The sequence below is a fragment of the Microbacterium sp. MAH-37 genome (assembly GCF_009758255.1).
Taxonomy (GTDB): domain Bacteria; phylum Actinomycetota; class Actinomycetes; order Actinomycetales; family Microbacteriaceae; genus Microbacterium.
Map to the genome: position 1 here is coordinate 189,872 of NZ_WSEN01000002.1, position 24,723 is coordinate 214,594.

The window sequence follows — 24,723 nt, forward strand, 5'->3', positions numbered from 1 at the left end:
GCGTTGGGAGATCGGGTCAGCGTCACTGCTTGACGGCGCCGGCGAGGATGCCGGCGACGAACTGGCGCTGGAGGAACAGGAACAGGATGAGGATCGGCAGCATCGAGAGCATGGTGCCCGTCAGCAGCTGGCCGTAGTCGGTGTTGCTGACACCCTGCAGGGTGGCCAGCGCGACCGGGATCGTGTAGGCGTCCGGCGTGCGCAGCACGACCAGCGGGAACACGAAGGCGTTCCACATGCCGAGGAACAGGAAGATCGACAGTGCCGCGAGAGCCGGACGGACGGTGGGGATCACGATCTGGAACAGCAGCCGGAACTCCCCGGCGCCGTCGACGCGGGCCGCCTGGATGAGCTCGTCGGGGATGGAGCTCATCGCCTGCCGCATGAGGAACACGCCGAACGGCAATGCGAGGCTCGGCAGGATGAGCGCCTGATAGGTGTCGAGCCAGCCGAGCCACACCATGATCTGGAACAGCGGGACCAGCGTCACCTGAGAGGGCAGCGCGAGAGTCACCAGCAGGATGCCGAACATCACGTTCTTGCCGCGGAACTCGAACTTCGCGAACGCATAACCGGCCGCAGTGCAGACGATGAGCCCGAGCACCGTGTAGATGCTGGCGACGAGCACCGAGTTCAGCACGGAGCGGCCGAACATCGTCTCGTTGAACAGACTCGTGACGTTGCTCCAGAACGCGTCGCCCGGCACGAAGTTCGGCGGGGTCGAGAAGACCTTGTTCGACGGGTAGGTGCTGGCGATGATCAGCCAGTAGAACGGCAGCGCCATGAGCACGGCACCTGCGGCGATGGCGGTGGTCAGCACCAGGGAGCGGCCCGTGCGGCGGGGGCCGGCCTGAAGGGTGGTCATCACTTCTCCCGGAAGAGTCGGAACTGGATCAGCGAGATGACGCCGATGATGAGCGTGAGGACGTACCCGATCGCGGAGGCGTACCCGAAGTCGAAGTACTGGAATCCGTTCTGATAGAGGTACATGCCCACGGTGAGGGTGGAGTTCAGCGGTCCGCCGTTGGTGATCACGAACGGTTCGTCGAAGAGCTGCAGCGTGCCGATCGTGGACAGGATCACCGTGAGGATGATCGCCGGGCGCAGACCCGGGATCGTGACGTGCCAGAACTGCTTGCGGCCGTTCGCACCGTCGACCGAGGCGGCCTCGTAGAGCTCGGTGGGGATGGCCTGCAGCTGGGCGAGGTAGATGATGGCGCTCTGGCCGGTGTAGTGCCAGGTCATCGCGATGACGATCGAGATCTTCGCCCAGAACGGGTCGGTGAGCCACGGCACAGGGCCGATGCCCACGTAGCCGAGCAGCTGATTGACGAAGCCGTCCTCCGAGTTGAACAGAGCGCTGAACAGGATGCCGTAGGCGACCAGACCCATCACGATGGGCACGAAGTAGAGCGTGCGCCACAGTGCGCGGAACTTCAGCAGCACCGAGTTGAACGCGACGGCGAGCAGGATCGCCAGGACCAGCATGATCGGCACCTGCACGATCAGCATGACGAAGGTGTTCCACAGCGCCTGATAGAACAGCGGGTCCTGGAACAGGCGGGTGTAGTTGGCGAGGCCGGCGAATGCGGTCTCGCCGTCGACGTTGGTGGTGAAGCTCTGCCAGAGGGCGCTCAGGTAGGGGAAGACCGTGAACGCCGCGAACAGCGCGATGGTCGGCAGCAGCAGCACGTAGGGCGTGTAGACGGGGTAGCCGACGCTGCGGCGACGGCGCTGCTGCTTCGGCGGCAGCACGGGGACGAGGGCCTTCGTCTCGGGGGATGCAGTGAGTGTCACGATGTGATCGCGGGTCCCGGCGGCGCAACCGCCGGGACCCGCATCCTTTCTCGGCTCAGTCGTCCGCGATCTTGCGGCCGGTCTGCTGGGCGACGAGCTTCGCGGCGTCGTCCAGCACCTTCTGCGGATCGGCGTCCTCGGTCAGCACCTTGGTCTGCGCGTCGCTGTACGCCTTCAGGGCGCGGGCGTAGTCGCTGGTGTAGTTGACCACCGGGGTCTTCTCGGCGAGCTGCGCGATGAAGATGTCGTTCACGCGCTGACCGCCGTAGAACTCGACCGGCTGCGAGAACTCCTTGGTCGTGATGAAGGGCTTGTAACCCGGGAACATGCCGCCGGCCTTGTAGACCTCCTCGGCGCCCTCCGTGGTGGCCATCGCGTACTTGGCGAATGCGACAGCGGTCGCCTTGTTCTTGCTGGTGGTGGGCACCGAGAGGTAGGTGCCGCCGTCGATCGCGGCGGTCAGGCCGCCGGGCTCGACGGACGGGGGCTTGCGCACGCCCCACTTGCCGGCCATCTCGGGAGCGTCGATCGCCATCTCACCGGCCATCCAGCCACCGCTCGAGAATGCCGAGACGGGCTTCTCGCCCTTCATCTGCGCGACCATGGCGTCCCAGCCGCCGGAGTCCTGCACGATGAGGCCCATGTCCTTGGCCTTCTTGATCAGCTCGAGGGACTTCAGCCCCTCCGGACCGTTCATCGTGATCTCGCCCTTCTCGTTGAAGTAGAACGAGCCCTGCAGGTTGGTCAGCAGCTGCCAGAGGCCGCCGGACGGCCCCTTCGAGGCGGACATGTCCATGCGGAACAGCGGGGCTCCGGTCTTGTCCTGCACGATCTTGGCGGCGTCGAACAGCTGGTCCCAGGTCTCGACCGAGTCGATGTCGACGCCGGCCTCCTGGAACAGATCGGTGCGGTAGAAGAATCCGGTGGCGTTCACCTCGTAGGGCAGACCGTAGACCTGCCCCTTCTCACCGCTGCCGCTCTTCCACGCGCCGGCGGGGAAGTCTGCCGCGAGCTCTTCGCCGTCATAGTCGCGGAAGTCGACGAGTTTGCCGGGGAACTTCTCGACGTAGTTGCCCATGTAGTCGATGCCGATGTTGAGCACGTCGGCGAGACCGGCGCCGCCTGCGGCCATGCCGGTGGTGATCTTGCTCCAGATCGCAGGGTTGCCGACGTCGAGCACCTCGACCTCGACACCGGGGTGCAGCTTCTTGAAGCCGGGGATCGCGGCGCGCAGGCCCTTGGCGGGTGCGGTCCACGACCAGACGGTGATCTTGCCCTCGATCTTCTCGCTGCCGGCCGAACCGCCGTCGGACGCCGGTGAGCAGGAGGTGAGGGCGAGCGCCGCGGCGGCTGCCGCGGCGATCAATGCGGTGGTGCGGCCGAGCCGCGAGGGGAGCTTCATCGTTGAGGGTCCTTTCGGGTGCTACGTCACATAGCAGCGGGTGGTGAACGCCATGCTAACAACACATTCTGCAGATATGCAATGATGGCTTGCAAGATTGCAGACTGGAAAAGAGCACATGGACACCGATGTCTTTCACCTGACCGCCGACGACGTCAGCGTCGTGATCACCGCGGATGCCGGGGCGATGCCCGCGATCGCGTACTGGGGCCGCGGCCTCGGCGAGCTCTCGCCGCAGGCGCTGGACGACATCGCAACGGGCACTCACCGTCAGCGCGCGGTCAGCGAGCCGGACATCCCGCTGCCGATCGGCGTTCTACCGGAGGCGGGGCAGGGCTGGTACGGTCCCACGGGTCTCGCGGGCCACCGTGCCGGGCGGCATCCGTTCCCCGCCTTCCTGCGCACCGGCGTCCGGGAGGAGGAGGGCGCGGTCGTCGCGCACGGTGTCGACGACGCCGCAGGAGTCTCCCTGGAGCTGCAGCTGGAACTGCTCCCGAGCGGTGTGCTGCGCACGCGCGCCACCGTGACGAACGACGGCGACGGCGCGTATTCTCTGGAGGGCATGGACCTGGCTGTGCCCGTCCCCGCGCGCGCGACCGAGCTGTTCGATTTCAGTGGGCGGCACAACGGCGAGCGCCGCCCGCAGCGGCACGCCCTGGTCGACGGCACGCATCTGCGCGAGAACCGCCGAGGACGCACCGGCCCCGACGCCGTGACACTGCTCGCCGCCGGCATCCCCGGCTTCGGATTCGACACCGGTGAGGTGTGGGCTGCGCACCTGGCCTGGTCGGGTGACCAGCGGCTGTGGGCGCATCGCACCAACGGCGGGCGCTCGTTCCTCGGCGGCGGCGAGGTGCTCGAACCCGGTGAACTCGACCTCGCCCCGGGCTCGCAGTACACGTCGCCCTGGCTGTACCTCACCTGGGGCGAGGGGCTGGATGCGGCATCCGCTCGCCTGCACCGGATGCTGCGGGCGCGGCCCTCACACCCGCCGGTCGGCCGCCCGATCACCCTGAACACCTGGGAGGCGGTGTACTTCGACCACTCGCTGCCACCGCTGCTGGAGCTGGCCGACCAGGCCGCCGAGGTCGGCATCGAGCGCTTCGTGCTGGACGACGGCTGGTTCCGGGGCCGACGACATGACCGCGCAGGGCTCGGGGACTGGTACGAGGACGAGGATGTGTGGCCGCAAGGGCTCGGCCCGCTCGTCGACCACGTGCGCGAGCGAGGCATGCAGTTCGGGCTGTGGTTCGAACCCGAGATGGTCAACCCCGACTCGGACCTCGCCCGGCGGCATCCGGACTGGCTCCTCTCACCCGAGGAGCGCGACGCCCCGCTCGCGCGCCAGCAGCAGGTGCTGAACATCGGCCACCCCGGCGCGTACGCCTACATCGCGGGGCGGCTCATCGACGTGATCACCAGGTATCGGGTGGACTACGTGAAGTGGGACCACAACCGCGACCTCACAGAACCGGTCGATCGCAGTACAGGCCGCGCCGGCGTGCACCGGCAGACCGCCGCCGTGTACCGCTTGCTGCACGAGGTACGGGAGGCGTGCCCGTGGCTGGAGATCGAATCGTGCTCGGCCGGCGGCGGGCGCATCGACCTCGGCATCGTGGAGTACGTCGACCGGTTCTGGACCAGCGATTCGAACGACCCGCTGGAACGGCAGCGCATCCAGCGCGGTACGACCCTGCTGATGCCGCCGGAGCTGCTCGGCTCGCACGTGGGCGCCCAGTTCGCGCACACCACCGGCCGCGCCGCGAGCATGACCTACCGCGCGGTGACCGCGCTGGTCGCCAGTTTCGGCGTGGAGTGGGATCTCCGCGAGGCCACGCCCGCCGAGCGCACCGAGCTCGCCGGCTGGATCGCCATCGCCAAGCGGCTGCGGCCCCTCACCGAACGCGGCGAGCTGCATCGGCTCGACACCGAGGCCGCGCTGGTCGCGCAGGCGGTCGTCGCCGAGGACCGCGCGCACGCGCTGGTCACGATCGCCGCGATCGACTCGGTCGCGCACAGCCCCGGCGGCGCGCTGCGGGTGGCCGGTGTCGACCCCGACCGCCGCTACCGCGTGCAGCGGCTGACCGTCGAGGGAGCGGACGACCCCACGATCCGGCGCGGACAGCCGGCGTGGTGGCTCGAGCAGACGGAGGTCGCGGGCGTCGTGCTCGGGCAGGTCGGTCTGCCGCTGCCGACCCTGCGTCCGCAGGAAGCGGGAGCGATCGAGCTGATCGCCGTATGACCGAGCTCACGCTGCGCAGCGACAGCCACGAGCTCGAGCGGATCTTCGCCTGGGCGGTCGCCGGGGCGCGATCGCACGCCGTGCAGGGCGGACGGCTGGGCCCGAACGACGTCTCGGAGCGCTCGCCGCGGGGGCAGGGCTCCGTGCTGTACCGTGACGCGTACTGGGCGGGTTACCGGCATCGATCCGGCTTCTACCTGCGCGACTTCGTGCATCAGGCGGTCGGCGCGCACATGCTCGGCTGGGCGGACCGCAACGCGGCGATGCTCACGGCGTTCCTGCGCTCGGCGGACGAACAGCACGACGGCTGGCCCTGGTGGGCGATCAACTTCGATCTGCGTACGCCGTTGGCGATCGACTACCGCAGTGCCTCCGATTTCGTGCGCGAGCTGCCCGCGGCGTTCGAGCTCGCCGAGATCGTGCACGTGCTGCACCGCTGGACCGGCGACTCTGCGCTGCGTGCGCACAGGGATGCGGCCCGGCGGCTCGTCGAGGAGTTCGCTGACGCCCATGACAGGTATCCCCGCAACGGCGTCGCCGAGGCATCCGGCCCCGGCATCTTCGATGGCACCGCCAGCTACAACGAGCTGCCGGGAGTCGTGCTGCACGAGGCCGGAGACGGCTACGCCGCGCAGTACGCCGCCACCCGGCATGTCGGGGCGCTGCTGTCCGGCACGGATGCCGCGCCGCGGCTCGCGGCACGGGCGGAGCGGATGCGGAAGCACTACGACGCCGTGTGGAGTCGTGATGCCTCCCGTGAGGTGGTGTGCGGCTGGACCACGTCCGGCGAAGCGGTCACCGAGTGGTCACGCGAATCGACCTGGTTCCCGCTGCTGAAGGGTCTGCTCGTGGGTGAACGGGCGGAGGCCGAGCTCGATCGCGTGGACGCGCTCTGCCGCGATGCGGCATCCGCTCCGCGCAACGTCGAGGCGCTCACCTACCTGCCCGACCTGTACTTCCGGCACGGCCGGCCCGACACCGCCTGGGACTGGATGCGGCGCATCCATGGGCTGCGCGACGAGCCGCACGAGGTGCCGGAGCAGGGTGCGAACGGTACCTATCCCGAGGTGTCGTTCACGTTGCTCAGCCAGATCGTGCTCGGCATCCTCGGTATCGAGCCGGACGCCGGAGCGGGCCGGCTCACGGTGCGACCGGGGCTGCCCTCCGGCATCGGCACCGTCGAGCTGCGCGGTCTGCCGTTCGCCGACGGCACTGTGGCGGTGCGGGTCACGCGTGTGGAGGTGCATGTGTGGAACGGCACAGATCGGGCGCTCCGGGTCGCCGTGGCCGGGGCACCCGGGTTCCGCGATCCGCACCTGTCCGAGGCGACCGATGACAGCGTGCTCGTCGCCGCAGGCGGCGGCGCGATCCTGCGACGTGCCGGACGCTAGGAGGACTGCGCGGGAACCGGTCCGGTGGACTTGCGCAGGCGCAGCTCCGGCTCGAGCAGCACCTCCTCTGTGCGCAGCGGGCGGTTCTGGATCATCGTGACCAGTGCGCGAGTGCATACCTCGCCGATCGACTCCACCGGCTGCCGCACACTCGTCAGCGGCGGATCGGTGAAGTCCAGCAGATAGGAGTCGTTGTAGCCGATCACCGACACGTCCTGTGGCACCGTGAGACCACGTCGTCCGATGGCGCGGTAGGCGCCGAGCGCCATGTCGTCGCTCGACGCGATGATCGCCGTCGCGCCGAGGCTGAGCAGCTCGTCCGCCGCAGTGCGGCCACCCTCGATCGAGTATTTGCCGCGCACCACGAAGTCCTCGGCGTCGTCCAGGCCGCGGGACTCCATCGCGGTGAGGAAGCCCTCGACGCGGCGATCCGCCGGGATGTTGCCGGCAGGGCCGGCGACCAGCCCGATCCGGCGGTGTCCGAGGTCGTGCAGGTGGGCCACCGAGAGCTCGGCGGCCTGCCAGTCATCGGTGGACACGACCGGGGCATCGGCGTCGGCGAACCCGCCGTTGACGGTGAGGAAGGGCACACCGCGCGACTCCAGCAGCTGATGCGCGACCGGATCCGAGTTGCGCAGGGTGTTGCTGGAAGACACGAAGATCGCGCCGGCGATGCCCTTGTCGATCATCAGCTCGACGTAGTCCCGCTCGTACACCGCGCCGGGGAAGACCGGGCAGATCAGGGCGCGCAGACCGTGCGGGCTGAGGTGCTCCTCGATCTCGTTGCACATCTCGGAGAAGATGACCCCGCTCAGGCTGGGCACCAGGATCAGGACGATCTCGCCCTTGTTCGTGCGCTCGTAGCCGACCGCGCGCAGGGCGGCTTCCACCTGATCCCTGGTCTTCTGCGCGACGCCGTACTTGCGGTTGAGCACGCGGCTCACCGTCGCCTCGCTGACCCCTGCGATCGCGGCGATCTCGGACAGCCGCATCGAGCCCGCGGGCGATCGCGGTCTGCGTGCGCCGATCTCGACCGCCTCGTCCGTCACGTCGGACCTCAGGAGGCGAACAGCCGCTGCAGGCGCTGCACACCCTCGAGCAGGGCGTCGTCACCGAGCGCGTAGGACATGCGGATGTAGCCGGACGGGCCGAAGGCCTCGCCGGGCACGACGGCGACCTCGGCCTGATCCAGGATGAGGTCGGCGAGCTCGAGCGAGGTGGTCGGGGTGACCCCGCCCCATGTGCGGCCGAGCAGGCCCTGCACGTCGGGGTAGACGTAGAACGCGCCGGTGGGGTTCGGCACCACGAGGCCGCCGATCTTCGACAGCTCCGAGACGATCAGACGGCGACGGCGATCGAACGCCTCGCGCATCTGCTCGGCCTCGGTCTGCGGGCCGTTCAGCGCGGCGATCGCCGCCTTCTGCGCGATGTTGTTCACATTGCTGGTCAGGTGCGACTGCAGGTTGGCCGCGACCTTGATCGCGTCGGCGGGGCCGACCATCCAGCCCACGCGCCAACCGGTCATCGCGTAGGTCTTGGCGACGCCGTTGACGAGGATGGTCTGGCCGGCGGCCTCGGGGACGACTTCGACGACAGAGGTGGCCTTCACCCCGTCGTAGGTGAGGTTCTGGTAGATCTCATCCGAGATGATCCAGATGCCGTGCTCCACGGCCCACTCGCCGATGGCCTTCGTCTCCTCCGGGGAGTAAACCGAACCGGTCGGGTTCGAGGGCGAGACGAACAGCAGCACCGTGGTGCGCGGCGTGCGGGCGGCCTCGAGCTGCTCGACGGTGACCTTGTAGTCCTGGTCGGCGCCGGCGAACACCTCGACCGGCACGCCGTCGGCGAGGCGAACCGCCTCGGGGTACGTGGTCCAGTAGGGGGCGGGGAGGAGCACCTCGTCGCCAGGGTTCACCACGGCCTGGAACGCCTGATAGACGGACTGCTTGCCGCCGTTGGTCACGATCACCTGGCTGGGCGAGACCTCGAGGCCCGAGTCGCGCAGCGTCTTGGCGGCGATCGCCTCGCGCAGCGCCGGAAGGCCGGCAGCGGGGGTGTACCGGAAGTTCGCCGGGTCGGTGAGAGCCTCCGCGGCGGCATCCACGATGAATTGCGGCGTCGCGAAGTCGGGCTCGCCGGCGGCATAGGAGATGACGGGCTTACCCTCGGCCTTGAGAGCCTTGGCCTTGGCGTCCACCTTCAGCGTGGCGGACTCGGCGATGGCGGAGAGCTTGCGGGAGAGAGGCGCGCGTTCGGTCACGATCTCGATCGTACTCGGGCGGATGCCCCGGTGCAGCCGATGAGGGGCGTCAAGAACAGTGATTCTTGACTCCCCTCATCAAAGCGGTCAGGCGGCGAGTCCGTGCGCCTCGGCGACGGCCGGCAGCGTGATGCGTCCTCCGCTCACGTTCAGGCCCTTGGCCAGCGCCGCGTCGTCCGCGGCAGCCCGCTCCCAGCCCTTGCCGGCGATCGCCGAGACGTAGGGGAGGGTCGCGTTGGTGAGGGCGCGCGTGGCGGTCTCGGGCACGGCTCCGGGCATGTTCGCGACGCAGTAGTAGATCGAGTCGTGCACGGCGAACGTCGGGTCGTCGTGCGTCGTGGGGCGCGAGCCCTCGAAGCATCCGCCCTGGTCGATCGCGATGTCCACCAGCACGGAGCCGGGCTTCATGTTCGCGACCATCTCGTCCGTGACGAGCTTCGGGGCGGCAGCGCCGGGGATGAGCACCGATCCGATCACGAGATCGGCCGTCCTGAGTTCCTCGGCGATGTCGTAGCGGTTCGACGCGCGGGTCTCCAGACCGGGATAGAGGTGCTCGAGCTCACGCAGTCGCGGCAGCGAGATGTCGATCACTGTGACCTGCGAGCCGAGACCGAGCGCGTTCGCCGCAGCGTGCTCGCCGGCGACGCCCCCGCCGATGACGACGGTCTTCGCGCGCCGGGTGCCGGGGATGCCGCCGAGCAGCGTGCCGCGCCCGCCGTTGGAACGCATCAGCGAGTAGGAGCCGACGGTCACCGAGAGGCGCCCGGCGATCTCGCTCATCGGCACCAGCAGCGGCAGGCTGCGGTCGGGCAGCTGGACGGTCTCGTAGGCGACGGCGGTGGTGCCTGCGGCGACGAGTGCCTCGGTGAGCGGGCGGTCGGCGGCCAGGTGCAGGTAGGTGAACAGCGTGAGGTCGGGGCGCAGGAAGCCGTACTCCTGCGCGACGGGCTCCTTCACCTTGAGCAGCAGCTCGGCCTCGCCCCAGGCTTCCTCAGCTGAGGGGACGATCTCGGCGCCTGCGGCGCGGTACGCGTCGTCGTCGATGCGCGAGCCGCGCCCGGCTCCGGACTGCACGAACACACGGTGTCCCTCGCGCACCAGCCGGTCTGCCCCGGCGGGGGTGAGGGCGACGCGGTTCTCGTTGTTCTTGACCTCGGTCGGGACGCCGATCTTCATTGATTCTCCTGGGATGCGGGAACAGCAGAGCGTAGAGAAGAATCGCAGAAACATCGATGCCCTGAACCGGATTTCGCAGAATCCTCGCGAACTGACGCAACTGAGAAAGAATCAGCACCTGATGCGGCATCTGAGGCGGTCAGCGCGGGCGGATCAGCGCGGTCAGCCGCGCGACGGCCTCCTCGACGAGGGCGTCGTCGAGGTCGCCGTAGCCGAGCACCAGCGCCTCGGGCGCCGGCGACGCGATGAGGTAGCGGGACAGGGCGGTCAGCGCGAGATCGTCGGGCGCGGCCGCGACCAGATCGGCGGCGACGACGCCGGGCGGCAGTTCGAGCACCAGGTGCATGCCGGCGGCGATGCCGGACACGGGCAGGTCGGGCATCCGCTCTGCGAGGGCGGCGAGCAGGCGCTCCCGGCGCCGTCGGAAGCGGACCCGTGCGCTGCGCAGGTGCCGTTCGAGGTCGCCGTTGGCGATGAACCGGGCGAGCGCGACCTGGTCGATCGTCGACGGAGCGGGCGGAGCATCCGCGAGCGGGAGCCAGGTCGGCAGCACCGCCCAGCCGACGCCGAGTGCCGGCGTGACCGACTTCGAGAGTGAGCCGATCAGCGCGACCCGGTCCGGCGCGAGGCGCTGCAGCGCCGCGATCGGCCGACGGTCGTAGCGGAACTCGGCGTCGTAGTCGTCCTCGATGAGCAGACCGTCGACCTCGCGCGCCCAGGCGACCAATCGCTCGCGGCGGGAGGGATGCAGCGCCACGCCGAGCGGGAACTGATGCGCGGGCGTCAGCAGCGCGGCTCGAGCCCCGGTGCGGGTGGCCTCATCGGCCAGGCGCACCGCGTCGATGCCTTCGGCGTCCACCGGAACGGGCACCGGCTCCAGGCCGTGCCGCCGAGCGACCTCGCGCAGCCGCGGCCAGCTGGGGTCCTCTACGAGCACGTGCGTGTGCCCTCGCTCGCGCAGCGCGGACGCGATCAGCGCCATGCCGTCGGTCGCGCCGTGCGTGATCACGATGCGGGCGGCCTCGACATCGACCAGCCGTGAGCGGCCGAGATACCCGGCGACCGCGGCGGTGGCGAGCGGGTGCCCGAGAGGGAAGGCGCTCGCGAGGTCGCGGTCCGGCAGCGCTGCGAGGCCCTCGCGCAGCGCCGCGGCCCAGCGCGAGCGCGGCACGGCGCGCAGATCCGGGATGCCGGGACGCAGGTCGAACCGCGGATGCCGCGGAGGAGCGGCCGGTGAAAGCGCAACGCCCGCGGCGGGGTCGCGCGCGACATCCCTCGGGGCCGGTCGCGCAGCATCCGCCCATCCGGCCGAGACGCGCGTGGCCGACCCCGTCCTGGCATCGAGCACGCCCTCGGCGACCAGACGTCCGTACGTCTCGGTGACCACCCAGCGCGAGACTCCGAGCGCATCGGCGAGCACCCGGCTGGGCGGTAGAGCGGCGCCGGCCGGCAGCCGGCCGTCGGCGATCGCGTCGCGCAGCGCATGCTCGAGCCGATCCCGCAATGCCGGCAGGCGGCCGGGACGGCCGGCATCCGCGGTGGAGGGCGCGAGTTCGAGCAGCGTCTCCCACGCGATAATTGGTCTGGTGTTCTGCATTCTGATTGGAGTGTATGCCCGAGCCGATCTCTTCCTAGCGTGGAGCTCACCGACGAAAGGGAATCGACATGCAGTACCGCACCATCTCCGACGGACGCACCTCGTTCGACGTCTCCACCCTCTGCCTGGGAGCGATGAACTTCGGCACCCGCGTCGACGAGCAGACCTCCCGCGCCATCCTTGACGGCTTCGTCGAGGCCGGCGGCACCTTCATCGACACCGCGAACAACTACGCCGTCTGGTCCGGCGGCACCGGCCGCGACAGCGAGGACCTGCTCGGCCGCTGGCTGAAGGACCGCGGCAACCGCGACGGCCTGCGGATCGCCACCAAACTGGGCGCCGCGCCGCGCGACCCCGGCATCCCGCTCACCGAGGACAACTTCGAGGGGCTGTCCGCCGAGATCATCGCCCGGCAGGCGCCGGAGAGCGCCCGCCACCTCGGGATCGATCACATCGACGTCCTCTACGGGCACGTCGACGACCGTGCCACCGACCCCGCCGAGACCGTCTCGGCCTTCGGCGAGCTGCAGCGCAGCGGCCTGGTCGGCATCACCGGCATCTCGAACATCGCCACCTGGCGCCTGGTCGAGGCGCGGCAGGAGGCGCAGCGCCAGGGCGTCGCGCCCTACGGGCTGGTGCAGCAGCAGTACAGCTACCTTCACCCCGCGCCCAAGTACGGGCGCAACAACTTCGTCACGCCCGGAATGCTCGACTACGCCGCATCCACCGGCACCGCCGAGCGCCCGCCGCTGGCGATCACGGTGTACTCGCCGCTGCACCAGGGCGCGATCTCGCGGCTGAACCAGCCGATGTGGGGCGGCGTCGACCACCCGACCAGCCACGCCCGCCGCGCCCTGCTGCACGAGGTGGCGGCCGACATCGGCCGCACGCCCAACCAGGTCGCGCTGGCCTGGCTGCTCGGCGGCGAGGTGCCGGTGATTCCCGTCGTCGGCGTTTCGAGCGTCGCTCAGCTGGACGAGGTGTTGGGAGCGGCCGACCTGGTGCTCGACGACGACGTGCGCGCACAGTTGGACGCGGAGCCCGTCGACCCGCGCTGATCGGATGCCGGATGCCCCGCGGCATCCGGCATCCGTCCGTCATCGGGCGAACGCGCCGTCGCGAGTCGAGACGATCTCCTTGCCGAGCGGCATGAGGGAGATGGGCACGAGCTTGAAGTCGGCGATCGCCATCGGGATTCCGATGATCGTGATGCACAGGGCGATGCCCGAGATGATGTGTCCGAGCGCCAGCCACCAACCCGCGAGGATCACCCAGATCACGTTGCCGAGGAACGAGCCCACCCCGGCGGTGGGCTTCGCGACGATGGTGCGGCCGAACGGCCAGATCACATAGCCCGCGGTGCGGAACGAGGCGATCGCCCACGGGATCGTGATGATCGGGATGCACAGCAGGACACCCGCGAGCACGTAGCCGAGGAACAGGCCGAAGCCGGCGAAGATCAGCCAGATGATGTTCAGCAGGGTGCGCATGAATCCATTGTGGATCAGCCAGGCTGTGTCAGCGCTCGACGAGGACGCCGTCGTCGTCGGCGTACAGCCGGGCACCGGGACGGAACACGACGTCGCCGAAGGACAGGACGACGTCCACCTCGCCAGTGCCCTCCTTGCGGCTCTTGCGAGGGTTCGTGCCGAGGGCCTTCACGCCGAGCGGCATCCGCGCGAGAGCTGCGCTGTCGCGCACGCAGCCGTTGATGATCACGCCCGCCCAGCCGTTGTCGATCGCGAGCTGCGCGATCATGTCGCCCATCAGCGCTGTGACCAGGGAGCCTGCGCCGTCGACGACGAGCACCGCGCCGTCGCCGGGGGAGGAGAGGATGCTCTTCAGCAGCGCGTTGTCCTGGAAACAGCGCACCGTGCGGATCGGTCCCTCGAAGCCGGTCACGCCGCCGAAGGAGCGCAGCTGCAGCGGGAGGGACTGCAGGGCGTCGCCGTGCTCGTCGTAGAGGTCTGCGGTGGAGGTCATGGGGATTTCCTAACAGGTCTCGCAGAGGAGGGGCCGGATGCCGCGGCATCCGACCCCTCCTCATACTGCGTCAGCTGAACTGGTTCATCGTGTTGTGCTGGCCGCCGGCCTTCAGAGCGGCCTCGCCGGCGAAGTACTCCTTGTGGTTGTCGCCCAGGTCGGAGCCGGCCATGTTCTGGTGCTTCACGGTCGCGATGCCGCCACGGATCTCACGGCGCTGCACGCCCTTCACGTAGGCCAGCATCCCCTCGTCGCCGAAGTAGCCCTTCGCCAGGTCATCGGTCGACAGCGCGGCCGTGTGGTAAGTCGGCAGGGTGATGAGGTGGTGGAAGATGCCGGCGCGGGCCGAGCCGTCGCGCTGGAACGTGCGGATCTTCTCGTCGGCCTGACGCGCCAGCTCGGTGTCGTCGTACTCGACGCTCATCAGCCGGTCGCGGTCGTAGCCCGAGACGTCCTCGCCCAGCTCGGCGAGCGCGTCGTAGACCTGCTGGCGGAAGTTCAGCGTCCAGTTGAACGACGGGCTGTTGTTGTATACCAGCTTGGCGTCGGGGATCTCGGCGCGGATGGCGTCGACCATTCCGGCGATCTGCTCCACGTGCGGCTTCTCGGTCTCGATCCACAGCAGATCGGCGCCGTTGCGCAGCGAGGTGATGCAGTCCAGCACGACGCGCTCCTCGCCGGTGCCCTTGCGGAACTGGTAGAGGTTGCTGGCGAGGCGCTTCGGTCGCAGCAGTTTGCCGTCGCGCTTGATGATCACGTCGCCGTCACCCAGATCGCCCTCGGCGATCTCCTCGACGTCGAGGAACGAGTTGTACTGGTCGCCCAGGTCACCCGGATGCTGCGAGACGGCGAGCTTCTGGGTGAGGCCGGCGCCGAGCGAGTCGGTCCGGGCGACGATGATGCCGTTGTCGATGCCGAGCTCGAGGAAGGCGTAGCGGACCGCGTTGATCTTCGCGAGGAAGTCCTCGTGCGGCACGGTGACCTTGCCGTCCTGGTGGCCGCACTGCTTCTCGTCCGAGACCTGGTTCTCGATCTGGATCGCGCAGGCGCCGGCCTCGATCATCTTCTTCGCCAGCAGGTACGTGGCCTCGGGGTTGCCGAAGCCGGCGTCGATGTCGGCGATGATCGGCACGACGTGGGTCTCGTAGTCGTCGATCTGCGACTGGATGAACTCGGCGCCGGTCTCATCGCCGGCGGCGCGGGCGGCGTCGAGCTGAGTGAACAGCAGGTCGAGTTCGCGGGCGTCGGCCTGGCGCAGGAACGTGTAGAGCTCCTCGATCAGGGCGGGAACGGCCGTCTTCTCGTGCATCGACTGGTCGGGCAGCGGGCCGAACTCCGAGCGCAGGGCCGCCACCATCCAGCCGGACAGGTACAGGTAGCGCTTGTTCGTGGACTTCAGGTGCTTCTTGATCGAGATCAGCTTCTGCTGACCGATGAAGCCGTGCCAGACGCCGAGCGACTGGGTGTAGACCGACGAGTCGGCGTCGTACTCCGCCATGTCGCGCCGCATGATGTCGGCGGTGTACTGCGCGATCTCGAGTCCGGTGCGGAACCGGTTCTGCGCGCGCATCCGTGCGGCGGCCTCGGGGTCGATGGCGTCCCACGGCGAGCCGTTCTGCTGCTTCAGCGCCTGGATGGCCTCGATGTCGTCCTGGTAGCGGGTCATTTCTCTGTCCTTCGGTGGGAGGTGGATGTTCGGGTGGTCAGGCGGTCTCGACGAGGAAGCGCGAGTACGCCGGCAGGGTCAGGAAGGCGGGGAACTCGGGCCGCAGGGCGACCTCGCGGAACACGTCCGCGGCGTCGTCGAAGCGGTTGCCCTCGGTGCGCCAGGTCGTGGCGAGCAGCTCGGAGATCAGGCCCTCGACGTACTCGGCCGTGATCGGCGTGCCGTCCTCGACGGTCTGGCTCTGGTGGATCCACTGCCACACCTGCGAGCGGCTGATCTCGGCCGTGGCGGCATCCTCCATGAGGTTGTCGATGGCGACGGCGCCGATGCCCCGCAGCCACGCCTCGATGTAGCGGATGGCCACGGAGACGTTGTCTCGCACACCGTCGGCCGTGATGGGACGGCCGATCCGCACATCGAGCAGCTCCTCGGCGCGCACCTGCACGTCGTCGCGCTGCCGGTCCAGCTGGTTCGGCCGGTCGCCCAGCACGGCGTCGAACTCGGCCCGCGCGGTGGGGATCAGGTCGGGATGCGCGACCCAGGTGCCGTCGAAGCCGTCGCCGGCCTCGCGGCGCTTGTCGGCGGCGACCTTTTCGATCGCCCTCGCGGTCACCTCGGGGTCGCGGCGGTTCGGGATGAAGGCGCTCATGCCGCCGATCGCGAAGGCTCCGCGGCGGTGGCAGGTCTTCACCAGCAGCTCGGTGTAGGCCCGCATGAACGGCACGGTCATCGTGACCTCGCTGCGGTCCGGGAGGACGAAGCGCGCGCCGCGGCCGCGGTAGTTCTTGATGATCGAGAAGATGTAGTCCCAGCGGCCGGCGTTGAGACCCGCGCAGTGGTCGCGCAGCTCGTAGAGGATCTCCTCCATCTCGAATGCGGCGGGCAGGGTCTCGATCAGCACGGTGGCACGGATGGTGCCGTGCTCGATGCCGAGGTACTCCTCGCTGAACGAGAAGACGTCGTTCCACAGCTTCGCCTCCTCGCTGGACTCGAGCTTGGCGATGTAGAAGTACGGGCCGCGGCCGTCGTCGATCAGCGCCTGCGCGTTGTGGAAGAAGTACAGGCCGAAGTCGACCAGCGAGCCGGATGCGTCCATCTGTCGGCCGGTGCGGTCGGTGAAGCTCAGGTGCTTCTCGACCAGGTGCCAGCCACGAGGGCGCATCACGATCGTGGGGGTCTGCTCGGCGGTGACCCGGTACACCTTGCCATCCGAGCTGGTGTGCTCCAGCGTGCCGCGGATCGCGTCGTGCAGCGACAGCTGCCCGCCGATCACGTTGTCCCACGTCGGGCTGGTGGCGTCCTCCTGGTCGGCCAGCCAGACCTTGGCGCCGGAGTTCAGCGCGTTGATGGTCATCTTCGGGTCGGTCGGGCCGGTGATCTCGACGCGACGGTCCTCCAGGCCTGGGCCCGCGCCGGCGACGCGCCAGTCGGCGTCGTCGCGGATGTGCCGGGTGTCGTCGCGGAACCGCGGGTCGTGACCGTTGCCGATCTCGAAGCGGCGGCGCATCCGGTCGGCGAGGCGGTCGTGCCGGCGACCGGCGAAGCGGTGATGCAGCTCGGTGAGGAACGCCAGCGCGGCGGGGGTGAGGATCTCGTCGTACCGCTCACGGACGGGACCTGCGACGACGATCGCGGGCCCCTGCTGGGTGGTCTGGATGGTGGGAGTGCTCATGACCGTGGTCCTCTCTGTGCTGCCGGGATGGCGTCTGCCGTGGTGGCTTGTCATCCACTCTGGGAGAAGTTCCGGCATCCGCATGACCAAAACGAGGGAGAAATTTGGCTGGATTTCTTTTTTCGTGACAGAATCGCTCGCATGAGCGCCACGGACGCTGCAGAAGAGACGGATGCCCTCACGATCGGGAGGCGCATCCGTCAGCTGCGCACGGCGCGGGGGATGACGCTCGAAGAGCTGGCATCCGCTGTCGATCGCGCACCGAGCCAGCTGTCCATGGTCGAGACCGGCAAGCGCGAGCCGAAGCTCACGCAGCTGCAGGCGATCGCGCGGGCCCTCGACACCACGATCGACGCGCTGCTCGAGGGTGAGCCGCTCGACGAGCGCAGCACGATGGAGATCGCGCTGGAGCGCGCGATGAAGGGGCAGACCTTCCGTGCCCTCGGCATCCCGTCGTTCCGGATCGGCAAGTCGGTGCCGGATGACGCGCTCGCCGCGATGCTCGCGCTGCACGGCGAGATCGAGCGACTGCGCGACGAGCGGGCCGCGACGCCGGAGGAGGCCCGCCGCGCCAATGTCGAGCTGCGGCACTTGATGCGGACGCAGGACAACTACTTCGAAGGGTTGGAGACCGCAGCGCGCGAGATCCTCGACGCGGTCGGGCATCCTGGTGGACCGCTGACGCAGCGCACGGCATCCGAGATCGCCGCGCACCTCGGCTTCACGCTGCACTACGCGCCCGATCTGCCGCAGTCCACGCGCAGCGTGGCCGACCTCGCGAACGGCCGGCTGTACCTCTCCACCGGGGTGCAGGCCAAGGGCGATGCGCGCACTGCCGTGCTGCAGGCGCTGAGCAGCCGCATCCTCGGCCATGCCGAGCCGCGCAGCTACGCGGAGTTCCTGCGGCAGCGGGTGGAGACGAACTACCTGACAGGCGCCCTGCTGGTGCCGGAATCGCATGTCGTGCCGGTGCTGCAGGACGCCAAGGCGCGGCGCGCGATCTCGATCGAGGACCTCCGCGATACCTACTCGGTGTCGTATGAGACGGCTGCCCACCGGTTCACGAACCTCGCGACGCGGCACCTCGGCATCCCGGTGCACTTCCTGAAGGTGCACGAGTCGGGCACGATCACGAAGGCCTACGAGAACGACGACGTGAACTTCCCGACCGACAGGCTCGGCGCGATCGAGGGACAGATGTGCTGCCGGCGCTGGACCAGCCGCGAGGTGTTCGAGGTCGAGGACAGGTTCAACCCGTACTACCAGTACACCGACACCGGCAACGGCACGTACTGGTGCACCGCGCGGGTGGAGCCCTCCAGCGAGGGGCTGCACTCGGTGAGCGTCGGCGTGCGCTTCGACGACACGAAGTGGTTCGTCGGACGGGACACGCAGAACCGCGGGGTGTCGAAGCACTCCGTCGAGGTGTGCTGCCGTCGCGCGCCGGCCGAGCTGGAGGAGCGCTGGCGTCAGCAGTCCTGGCCGAACGTGCGCACCCCGCGCACTCTGCTCGCGACGCTGCCCACCGGTGCGTTCCCCGGTGTCGACACGACGGACGTGTACGAATTCCTGGAGGCGCACGCCCCGGCGTGACGCATGGTTGCGGGTCAGTCGCGGGTGGCCACCGCCTCCGCACCCGCCTCGCGGCTCCGCCGTGCGTGACCGGCGAGGAGCAGCACGACGGCGGCGATGGTCGCCGCGGCCCCGGTGAGAGGGATCAGCAGAGCTCCGCCCAGGGCTGCGGCGGCGTTGCCCAGCGGCGGCGCGAGAGCGATGCCCAGATAGAGCGCCGTCGAATACCAGGACATCGTCACCGCTGCTGCCGAGGGGGCGATCGAGACGAGGCGGTGCTGCACCGGGATCGAGATCGCGGCGGATGCCGCACCCCAGACGACGAAGGCGAGGAGCAGGGCGGGATAGTCCGCCTCGAGCGGTGCGATCAGCCCCAGCGCCAGCAGCTGCACGGCGAGGGCGATGAGGGCGGCCGTGCTTCCGCCGAGCCGGTCGGTGATCGCGCCGGCGGCGAGGTTGCCTGCCACGCCGCCTGCGCCGAACGCGAGCAGCAGTGCCGCCAGGTGCGTTCCCGATCCACCCGTCGCGGCTGCAGTGACCTGCCCACTGAAGATGTAGACGACGTTGAAGGCGGCGACGGCGAGAGCGAACGCGATCAGGGTGAGGAGGATGCGGGGATCGGCCAGCGGTGCGAATCTGGTGCGCAGGTTCGGAGTGATCCCGCGCCCGGGCATCCGGAACAGGGCCAGTAGGGGCACGACGATCGCCGCGCCGGCGAGGGCGAGGACCGCCAGCGGCATTCGCCAGCCGAAGACGCTGCCTGCAGCCGTGCCGAGCGGGGCGCCGAGCGCGGTGGCGAGGGTGAAGCCCGCGCCGACGATCGCGAGGGCGCGTCCTCGACGGTCGGGCGTGGCCAGCTCCGCTCCCACAGCCGTCGCCGTGGGCACGAGCGCCGCACCGCCGAGGGCGGCGAGGATCCGGCCCACGGCGAACCAGCCGAGGTCGGACCCGATCGCGGTGATGGCGGTCCCGACGGCGAACAGTCCTGCGCCTGCGGCCATGAGCACCCGCTGCGGCAGTCGGGGGAGCAGGATCGCGATCGCCGGCGCGGCGACGGCGACGACGAGCGAGTAGGCGGTCACGGTGTAGCTCACGGCGGCCTGCGTGGTGTGCAGCGCAACGGAGATGCGGGGGAGCAGCCCGGCGATGACGAAGGCGTTGGTGCCGACGAGGAACATCGCGCCGCCGAGCAGGAGCAGGTGCCGAAGGGGGCCGCGGTATGATCGTTCGATCACTGTCATACGATCAATGTAGGGCATTGTTTGACAATCATCAAACGATTAGGGAGAAGTCCGTGTCATCGCCGTCCGTCGACCCGTACCCGACGCCCGACATCGAGCGGATCGAACTCGTCGAGGTGCTGCGCGCACTGGCCGATCCGGCACGCCTGGCGATCGTCCGGGTGCTCGCCGACGGCGAGCCGCACGCCAAGACCGCGGATGTCTGGGGGCTCGGGCTGCAGAAGTCGACGCTCTCGCATCACTTCAAGACGCTGCGCGAAGCCGGTCTCACCCGCACGATCGTGAAGGGGCGGACGCACGAGATCCAGCTGCGACGGACCGAGCTCGATGCGCGGTTCCCCGGTCTCATCGACTCCGTGCTGCGGGGCTGACGCCGGCGCCGGCGCCGGTCATCGCTCTCAGCAGCACATCGAGTCCGTACTCGAAGGCGGCGTCGACATCGCCGCCGAGGCGGAATGCGCCGGCCTGCTCCATCGTGCAGAAGCCGTAGATCCAGGCGGTGAAGGTGCGCGCCGCCGGCAGCGGATCGCCGGGTGCGGCTGCGGAGACGGCGTCGAGCAGCGGGCGCAGCAGGGGCTCCCCGGCTTCGGGCGACGGCCCGGCCGCGGCTGACGGCGCGGCGAACAGCAGGCCGGAGACGCGAGGGGAGCGGCCGGCGAAACCCCGCAGGGCGTGCGCCATCCGCCGCAGCCGACCGGCGGCGCCCTCGCCGGGGGTGAGTGGGGCGCCGGACATCTCCGCGACGAGCTCGCGGGCGGCGTCGTCCGCGGCGAGCCGCAGCAGTCCGTGCCGGTCCGCGGTCCTCTTGTACAGACTCGGCGTGCGGACGCCGACGGCGGATGCCACCGAGCTCATCGTGACGGCGTCGATCCCGTCGTCCTCGGCGATCCTGCGGATCGCTGCGACGAGATCCTCCTGGCTGACGCGTTGTGGTGCAGGCATGCGGCTCCTCCCGTGAGTCGATCATAAGGCTATTGACATTAGCCTTCAAGGCTATTTAATGTAGCCATCATGAACGTAGAGATCCTTCGAATCGGCGACGACCTGGTCGCCATGCACGCTGTCGTCACCGACGCGGGGGTCACCCTCGTCGACGCCGGCCTTCCCGGAGACCGCAAGGCGCTCGAGCGCGCACTGCGCGCCGCGGGGCGCGAGCTCTCCGACATCCGCGGAGTCGTCCTGACCCATGGTGACAGCGACCACATCGGCGTCGCCGAGTGGCTGCGCGCGGAACACGGCGTGACCGTGCACGTGCACGAGGCGGATGCGGCGCGGGCCAGGGGAGAGGAGAAGTCCCACGCGCCGGGCGGGGCGTGGCGGCTGGGGCCGGTGCTGCGCTTCCTCGCCGGCGGCATCCAGCGCGGCGCCCTGCGCACCGTCCGGATCGGCGAGGTGCACGCGTTCCGCGACGGCGACGTAATCGATCTGCCAGGCGCCCCCGAGATCATCGGCCTTCCCGGTCACTCACCGGGCTCCGTCGCGATCCGCATCCCGTCCGCCCACGCGCTGTTCCTGGGCGACGCGGTCACGACCCGCAACGTGCTCACCGGAGTCGAGGCCGTCGGCCTCGGCCCGTTCAGCGACGATCCGCACCAGACGCCGCAGAGCCTGGATCGACTGCGCGGACTGCCCGAGACCCGCCTCTTCCCCGGCCACGGGCCGGAATTCCGCGGCACAGCCGATCAGCTGATCGGTGCGCTCGCCGTGAGCTGACGCGTCAGCGCGCCGCCTGCAGCGCCGCCCACAGCTCGGCACGGGCGGGGAACGTCGCGAGATCGGTCTGCAGGATGACGGATGCCTGCGCGATGCGCGCTCGCAGGGTGTGGCGGTGGATGCCGAGGATCGCGGCCGCCTGCTCGATCCGTGCGTCGTGCTCGAGCCACACCCGCAGCTGCTCCTCGAGGCCAGGGTCCGCCTCGCGCAGTCCCGCGAGCCGGCTCTGCGCGGCGAGACGCGCATCCGGGCCGAGGGAGTCCAGGATGCCGGCGGGCGCGGCATACCGGATCACGCCGGTGCCCGAACGGCGCAGCGCGGCCGTGGCCTGCGCCTCGGCTCGGGAGAACTCCCCGAGGTCGCCCGGCTCGGAGAGTCCGAGCTTCGCGTCGAAGGTCGCCGCGAACTCGTCCGCTGCGCCGGCATCCGCGTCCGCGAGAACCACGAGGCCGTCCGCGACGAGCGCGCCGGGCGCGTGCCGGCGCCACCAGTCCGGGTTCGGCGGGGTTTCCGTCGCGGCGATCCGCACCGGCTCGTCGGGCAGCTCTCGCACCCGCCGGGCGGCGTTCGCCGCACCCTCCCTGAGCAGCGTCAGCACCGCGGCATCCAGCCGGCGCTCGCGCAGGGCGAGCCGCTCGCTCTGCTCGAGCGCGAGGCCCGCCATCGCGATCACGGAGGTGACGACGGTGCGGGTCTCGGGGTCGATCGCCGCCGCGCCCACGCCGATCACCCCGCGCAGTCGTCCGGTGCCGCCCAGCGTGAACAGTGTCGCGCCGCTCTCGCCGTGTTCGATCGTCTCGCTCGCGGTGGCTCCGCGTGCGAGCAGTGCTGCGGCGTGGGCGGTGAGCTCGGCGGTCGCCGCGCCGGACGGATGCTCGTGCACCAGTCCGCCCGCGTCGTCGAACATCGTGACGCCGCAGCCGAGGCGGCGGGAGAGCTCGGTGAGCGCGGCATCCAGTCCCTGCGGACGCAGTGACGCGATCGCGAGGGCGCGCTGGGCCTCGAGAGCCCAGGTGCGCCGGGAGTACGCCTGTTCGGCGATCGCTTCGGCGTGCGCGCGGGCGACGGCGATGAACGGTGTGCCGTACGGCACCTCGAACAGCGGGATGCCGCGCGCGGCGCAGGCCTCCGCGAGATCCTCCGGCACTCCCGCGCGGTGCACGTCGGAGCCGAACCCGAGGCCGATCACGCCGCGCTGCGCGAGCCGGTCCACGTAGTCGGCCACCGGCGTGCGCTCGAGCTGCGTACCCGTGGTGAGCAGCACCAGATCGTCGGCGAGGAACGGCGTCGGGTCGGCGAGGTCGCTGCTGTGCACCCAGCGCAGCGCGCGGTCCAGTGCACCGTCCGGGAGCTCCGCCGGCAGCAGCCGCAGTTTCAGCGCGGGCCGTGCGAGCAGCGTGCGCAGGGTGGGCGTCGTGGTGTCCATCTCTCATCCCTCCGTGGCCTTCTGCAGCTCCGGTCTCACTCGTTGCGGGTGTTCGGCCGCCGGCACCCGCAACGAGTGGGACCGGAGCGGGAGGGGCACTGATGTACGAGGTGGCGAACACCCGTTTCAGATTGTACGTTCCGGCGAATGCATCCCGCATCCGGTGGTCTTAGCGTTGCTGTCATGACCCTCATCGACGAGCCCACCACTGTCCCCGTCGGCGGCCCCGCACTGCCCCAGGTGCGCCGCGTCGTCACCGAACTCCCCGGCCCCCGTTCCGCCGAGATCCTGGCCCGCAAGGCCGACGCCGTCTCGGCCGGCGTCTCGCACACCATCCCCGTCGCCGCCGTCGCGGCAGGCGGCGGAGTCGTCGTCGACGCCGACGGCAACTCGCTGATCGACCTGGGCTCCGGCATCGCCGTGACCTCGGTCGGCAACGCCCACCCGAAGGTCGCCGCCGCCGTCGCCGCGCAGGCCGCGCAGTTCACCCACACCTGCTTCATGATCTCGCCGTACGAGTCGTACATCGAGGTCGCCGAGGCCCTGAACCGGCTGACCCCCGGCGACTTCGCCAAGAAGAGCGCCCTGTTCAACTCCGGTGCCGAGGCCGTCGAGAACGCGATCAAGATCGCCCGCAAGCACACCGGCCGCCAGGCCGTCGTCGCCCTCGACCACGGCTACCACGGCCGCACCAACCTCACCATGGCCCTGACCGCGAAGTCGATGCCCTACAAGAGCGGCTTCGGCCCGTTCGCCCCCGAGGTCTACCGCGTGCCCGGCTCGTACCCGCTGCGCGACGGGCTGACTGGACCCGAGGCCGCCGCCCGCGCGATCACCCTGATCGAGAAGCAGGTCGGCGCCGACAACCTCGCCGCGATCATCATCGAGCCCATCCAGGGCGAGGGCGGCTTCATCGTCCCCGCCGACGGCTTCCTGAACGACGTCGTGGACTGGTGCCGCGCGAACGGCGTGGTCTTCATCGCCGACGAGGTGCAGACCGGCTTCGCCCGCACCGGCCACATGTTCGCCAGCGAGATCTTCGGCATCGAGCCCGACCTCATCACGACCGCCAAGGGCATCGCGGCGGGTCTGCCGCTGGCCGGCGTCACCGGCCGCGCCGAGATCATGGACGCCGCGCACGCCGGCGGCCTGGGCGGCACCTACGGCGGCAACCCGATCGCCTGCGCCGCCGCCATCGCGGCGATCGACGCATTCGAGAACGAGGGCCTCGTGCAGCGTGCCGCCGAGATCGGCAGCATCCTGCTCGGCCGCCTCGCGGTCATGCAGGCCAGCGACCCGCGCATCGGCGACGTCCGCGGCCACGGCGCGATGATCGCCGCCGAGTTCGTCGACCCTGCCACCGGCGCGCCGGATGCCGCCCTGACGGCGAAGGTCGCCAAGGCCGCGATCGCGGAGGGCGTGATCGTGCTCACCTGCGGCACGTTCGGCAATGTCATCCGTTTCCTGCCGCCGCTCTCGATCGGCGACGAGCTGCTGAACGAGGGCCTCGACGTCGTCGCGGCCGCCCTCGCCGCGGCCTGAGACCACCGGCCGCGCGAAGGGTCGGGGGATCTCGGAGCGCGGC

At 69.9% G+C, this 24,723-nt stretch carries 21 protein-coding genes; 7 read left to right on the forward strand and 14 right to left on the reverse strand.

The features are described from left to right. Positions 1 to 22: 22 nt before the first annotated feature. From GON06_RS01435 to GON06_RS01445, 3 genes are read right to left on the reverse strand one after another with little or no spacing between them, the layout of a single operon-like run. Positions 23 to 865 carry a carbohydrate ABC transporter permease gene (locus GON06_RS01435; protein WP_157310514.1) on the reverse strand — a complete coding sequence of 281 codons (843 nt, stop codon included), beginning with the start codon at positions 863 to 865 and terminating at the stop codon, positions 23 to 25. Next, on the reverse strand, positions 865 to 1,797 hold the full coding sequence (locus tag GON06_RS01440; protein WP_198346568.1) for a carbohydrate ABC transporter permease: 933 nt from the start codon (positions 1,795 to 1,797) through the stop codon (positions 865 to 867). Before GON06_RS01440 ends, GON06_RS01435 begins: the two co-directional genes overlap by 1 nt. Before the next feature lie 55 nt (positions 1,798 to 1,852). Beyond that, positions 1,853 to 3,199 carry an ABC transporter substrate-binding protein gene (locus GON06_RS01445; protein WP_157310515.1) on the reverse strand — a complete coding sequence of 449 codons (1,347 nt, stop codon included), beginning with the start codon at positions 3,197 to 3,199 and terminating at the stop codon, positions 1,853 to 1,855. 118 nt (positions 3,200 to 3,317) lie between these two features. On the opposite strand from GON06_RS01445, the gene GON06_RS01450 reads away from it, so the two are divergent. Together GON06_RS01450 and GON06_RS01455 are read left to right on the forward strand one after the other, a co-directional pair. After that, on the forward strand, positions 3,318 to 5,441 hold the full coding sequence (locus tag GON06_RS01450) for an alpha-galactosidase (protein ID WP_157310516.1): 2,124 nt from the start codon (positions 3,318 to 3,320) through the stop codon (positions 5,439 to 5,441). Then, on the forward strand, positions 5,438 to 6,832 hold the full coding sequence (locus GON06_RS01455; protein ID WP_157310517.1) for a hypothetical protein: 1,395 nt from the start codon (positions 5,438 to 5,440) through the stop codon (positions 6,830 to 6,832). The genes GON06_RS01450 and GON06_RS01455 overlap by 4 nt, the downstream gene beginning before the upstream one ends. On the opposite strand, the gene GON06_RS01460 is transcribed toward GON06_RS01455, so the two are convergent. From GON06_RS01460 to pdxR, 4 genes are all read right to left on the reverse strand, one after another. Further along, positions 6,829 to 7,881, reverse strand: a complete 1,053-nt coding sequence (locus tag GON06_RS01460) for a LacI family DNA-binding transcriptional regulator (protein ID WP_198346569.1) — start codon at positions 7,879 to 7,881, stop codon at positions 6,829 to 6,831. The genes GON06_RS01455 and GON06_RS01460 overlap by 4 nt on opposite strands. Before the next feature lie 8 nt (positions 7,882 to 7,889). Continuing rightward, a complete protein-coding gene (locus GON06_RS01465) occupies positions 7,890 to 9,092 on the reverse strand; it encodes a pyridoxal phosphate-dependent aminotransferase (RefSeq protein ID WP_332837059.1) in 1,203 nt (400 codons plus the stop codon). Positions 9,093 to 9,179: 87 nt separating this feature from the next. Further along, positions 9,180 to 10,268 carry an alanine dehydrogenase gene (gene ald / locus GON06_RS01470; RefSeq protein WP_157310518.1) on the reverse strand — a complete coding sequence of 363 codons (1,089 nt, stop codon included), beginning with the start codon at positions 10,266 to 10,268 and terminating at the stop codon, positions 9,180 to 9,182. 139 nt (positions 10,269 to 10,407) lie between these two features. Next, complete coding sequence (gene pdxR / locus GON06_RS01475; protein WP_157310519.1) at positions 10,408 to 11,865, reverse strand: MocR-like pyridoxine biosynthesis transcription factor PdxR; 1,458 nt, start codon at positions 11,863 to 11,865, stop codon at positions 10,408 to 10,410. Positions 11,866 to 11,933: 68 nt separating this feature from the next. Between pdxR and GON06_RS01480 the strand changes: the two genes are divergently transcribed. Continuing rightward, positions 11,934 to 12,923 (forward strand): aldo/keto reductase, encoded by a 990-nt coding sequence (locus tag GON06_RS01480; protein ID WP_157310520.1) that lies wholly within the window; start codon positions 11,934 to 11,936, stop codon positions 12,921 to 12,923. Positions 12,924 to 12,962: 39 nt separating this feature from the next. Here GON06_RS01480 and GON06_RS01485 read toward each other — a convergent pair whose 3' ends face one another. From GON06_RS01485 to aceB, 4 genes are all read right to left on the reverse strand, one after another. After that, complete coding sequence (locus GON06_RS01485; RefSeq protein ID WP_157310521.1) at positions 12,963 to 13,355, reverse strand: YccF domain-containing protein; 393 nt, start codon at positions 13,353 to 13,355, stop codon at positions 12,963 to 12,965. A gap of 28 nt (positions 13,356 to 13,383) precedes the next feature. Further along, positions 13,384 to 13,848, reverse strand: coding sequence for a ribonuclease E activity regulator RraA (gene rraA, locus GON06_RS01490; RefSeq protein ID WP_157310522.1), 465 nt, complete (start codon positions 13,846 to 13,848; stop codon positions 13,384 to 13,386). A 70-nt stretch (positions 13,849 to 13,918) separates the two neighbouring features. Further along, positions 13,919 to 15,514: an isocitrate lyase gene (locus tag GON06_RS01495; RefSeq protein ID WP_157310523.1), complete on the reverse strand. Its 1,596-nt coding sequence runs from the start codon at positions 15,512 to 15,514 to the stop codon at positions 13,919 to 13,921. A 37-nt stretch (positions 15,515 to 15,551) separates the two neighbouring features. Beyond that, complete coding sequence (gene aceB / locus GON06_RS01500) at positions 15,552 to 17,186, reverse strand: malate synthase A (protein ID WP_157310524.1); 1,635 nt, start codon at positions 17,184 to 17,186, stop codon at positions 15,552 to 15,554. Positions 17,187 to 17,327: 141 nt separating this feature from the next. Here aceB and GON06_RS01510 point away from each other — a divergent pair, with 141 nt between their 5' ends. Continuing rightward, positions 17,328 to 18,779 carry a helix-turn-helix domain-containing protein gene (locus GON06_RS01510; protein WP_157310526.1) on the forward strand — a complete coding sequence of 484 codons (1,452 nt, stop codon included), beginning with the start codon at positions 17,328 to 17,330 and terminating at the stop codon, positions 18,777 to 18,779. 14 nt (positions 18,780 to 18,793) lie between these two features. Here the strand turns inward: GON06_RS01510 and GON06_RS01515 are convergent, their stop codons facing one another. Next, positions 18,794 to 19,999 carry an MFS transporter gene (locus GON06_RS01515; protein ID WP_157310527.1) on the reverse strand — a complete coding sequence of 402 codons (1,206 nt, stop codon included), beginning with the start codon at positions 19,997 to 19,999 and terminating at the stop codon, positions 18,794 to 18,796. A 53-nt stretch (positions 20,000 to 20,052) separates the two neighbouring features. On the opposite strand from GON06_RS01515, the gene GON06_RS18615 reads away from it, so the two are divergent. Next, a complete protein-coding gene (locus GON06_RS18615; RefSeq protein WP_332837060.1) occupies positions 20,053 to 20,370 on the forward strand; it encodes an ArsR/SmtB family transcription factor in 318 nt (105 codons plus the stop codon). On the opposite strand, the gene GON06_RS01525 is transcribed toward GON06_RS18615, so the two are convergent. Further along, positions 20,345 to 20,941 (reverse strand): TetR/AcrR family transcriptional regulator, encoded by a 597-nt coding sequence (locus GON06_RS01525; protein WP_157310529.1) that lies wholly within the window; start codon positions 20,939 to 20,941, stop codon positions 20,345 to 20,347. The two genes, GON06_RS18615 and GON06_RS01525, sit on opposite strands and share 26 nt — an antisense overlap. A gap of 69 nt (positions 20,942 to 21,010) precedes the next feature. Between GON06_RS01525 and GON06_RS01530 the strand changes: the two genes are divergently transcribed. After that, positions 21,011 to 21,712 carry an MBL fold metallo-hydrolase gene (locus GON06_RS01530; RefSeq protein WP_157310530.1) on the forward strand — a complete coding sequence of 234 codons (702 nt, stop codon included), beginning with the start codon at positions 21,011 to 21,013 and terminating at the stop codon, positions 21,710 to 21,712. Positions 21,713 to 21,716: 4 nt separating this feature from the next. Here GON06_RS01530 and GON06_RS01535 read toward each other — a convergent pair whose 3' ends face one another. Then, complete coding sequence (locus GON06_RS01535; protein ID WP_157310531.1) at positions 21,717 to 23,138, reverse strand: PucR family transcriptional regulator; 1,422 nt, start codon at positions 23,136 to 23,138, stop codon at positions 21,717 to 21,719. Positions 23,139 to 23,321: 183 nt separating this feature from the next. Here GON06_RS01535 and gabT point away from each other — a divergent pair, with 183 nt between their 5' ends. Continuing rightward, positions 23,322 to 24,680, forward strand: a complete 1,359-nt coding sequence (gene gabT, locus GON06_RS01540) for a 4-aminobutyrate--2-oxoglutarate transaminase (protein ID WP_157310532.1) — start codon at positions 23,322 to 23,324, stop codon at positions 24,678 to 24,680. Positions 24,681 to 24,723: the final 43 nt, after the last annotated feature.

Excerpts from the sequence above, each read along its gene's own strand:
- GON06_RS01530 (WP_157310530.1), top strand. The coding sequence starts at position 21,011 with ATGAACGTAGAGATCCTTCGAATCGGCGACGACCTGGTCGCCATGCAC.
- GON06_RS01485 (WP_157310521.1), bottom strand. The coding sequence starts at position 13,355 with ATGCGCACCCTGCTGAACATCATCTGGCTGATCTTCGCCGGCTTCGGC.
- GON06_RS01535 (WP_157310531.1), bottom strand. The coding sequence starts at position 23,138 with ATGGACACCACGACGCCCACCCTGCGCACGCTGCTCGCACGGCCCGCG.
- GON06_RS01480 (WP_157310520.1), top strand. The coding sequence starts at position 11,934 with ATGCAGTACCGCACCATCTCCGACGGACGCACCTCGTTCGACGTCTCC.
- gabT (WP_157310532.1), top strand. The coding sequence starts at position 23,322 with ATGACCCTCATCGACGAGCCCACCACTGTCCCCGTCGGCGGCCCCGCA.
- GON06_RS01445 (WP_157310515.1), bottom strand. The coding sequence starts at position 3,199 with ATGAAGCTCCCCTCGCGGCTCGGCCGCACCACCGCATTGATCGCCGCG.
- GON06_RS01510 (WP_157310526.1), top strand. The coding sequence starts at position 17,328 with ATGAGCGCCACGGACGCTGCAGAAGAGACGGATGCCCTCACGATCGGG.
- GON06_RS01450 (WP_157310516.1), top strand. The coding sequence starts at position 3,318 with ATGGACACCGATGTCTTTCACCTGACCGCCGACGACGTCAGCGTCGTG.
- pdxR (WP_157310519.1), bottom strand. The coding sequence starts at position 11,865 with ATGCAGAACACCAGACCAATTATCGCGTGGGAGACGCTGCTCGAACTC.
- GON06_RS01455 (WP_157310517.1), top strand. The coding sequence starts at position 5,438 with ATGACCGAGCTCACGCTGCGCAGCGACAGCCACGAGCTCGAGCGGATC.
- GON06_RS01525 (WP_157310529.1), bottom strand. The coding sequence starts at position 20,941 with ATGCCTGCACCACAACGCGTCAGCCAGGAGGATCTCGTCGCAGCGATC.
- rraA (WP_157310522.1), bottom strand. The coding sequence starts at position 13,848 with ATGACCTCCACCGCAGACCTCTACGACGAGCACGGCGACGCCCTGCAG.
- GON06_RS01495 (WP_157310523.1), bottom strand. The coding sequence starts at position 15,514 with ATGACCCGCTACCAGGACGACATCGAGGCCATCCAGGCGCTGAAGCAG.
- ald (WP_157310518.1), bottom strand. The coding sequence starts at position 10,268 with ATGAAGATCGGCGTCCCGACCGAGGTCAAGAACAACGAGAACCGCGTC.
- aceB (WP_157310524.1), bottom strand. The coding sequence starts at position 17,186 with ATGAGCACTCCCACCATCCAGACCACCCAGCAGGGGCCCGCGATCGTC.
- GON06_RS01435 (WP_157310514.1), bottom strand. The coding sequence starts at position 865 with ATGACCACCCTTCAGGCCGGCCCCCGCCGCACGGGCCGCTCCCTGGTG.
- GON06_RS01515 (WP_157310527.1), bottom strand. The coding sequence starts at position 19,999 with ATGACAGTGATCGAACGATCATACCGCGGCCCCCTTCGGCACCTGCTC.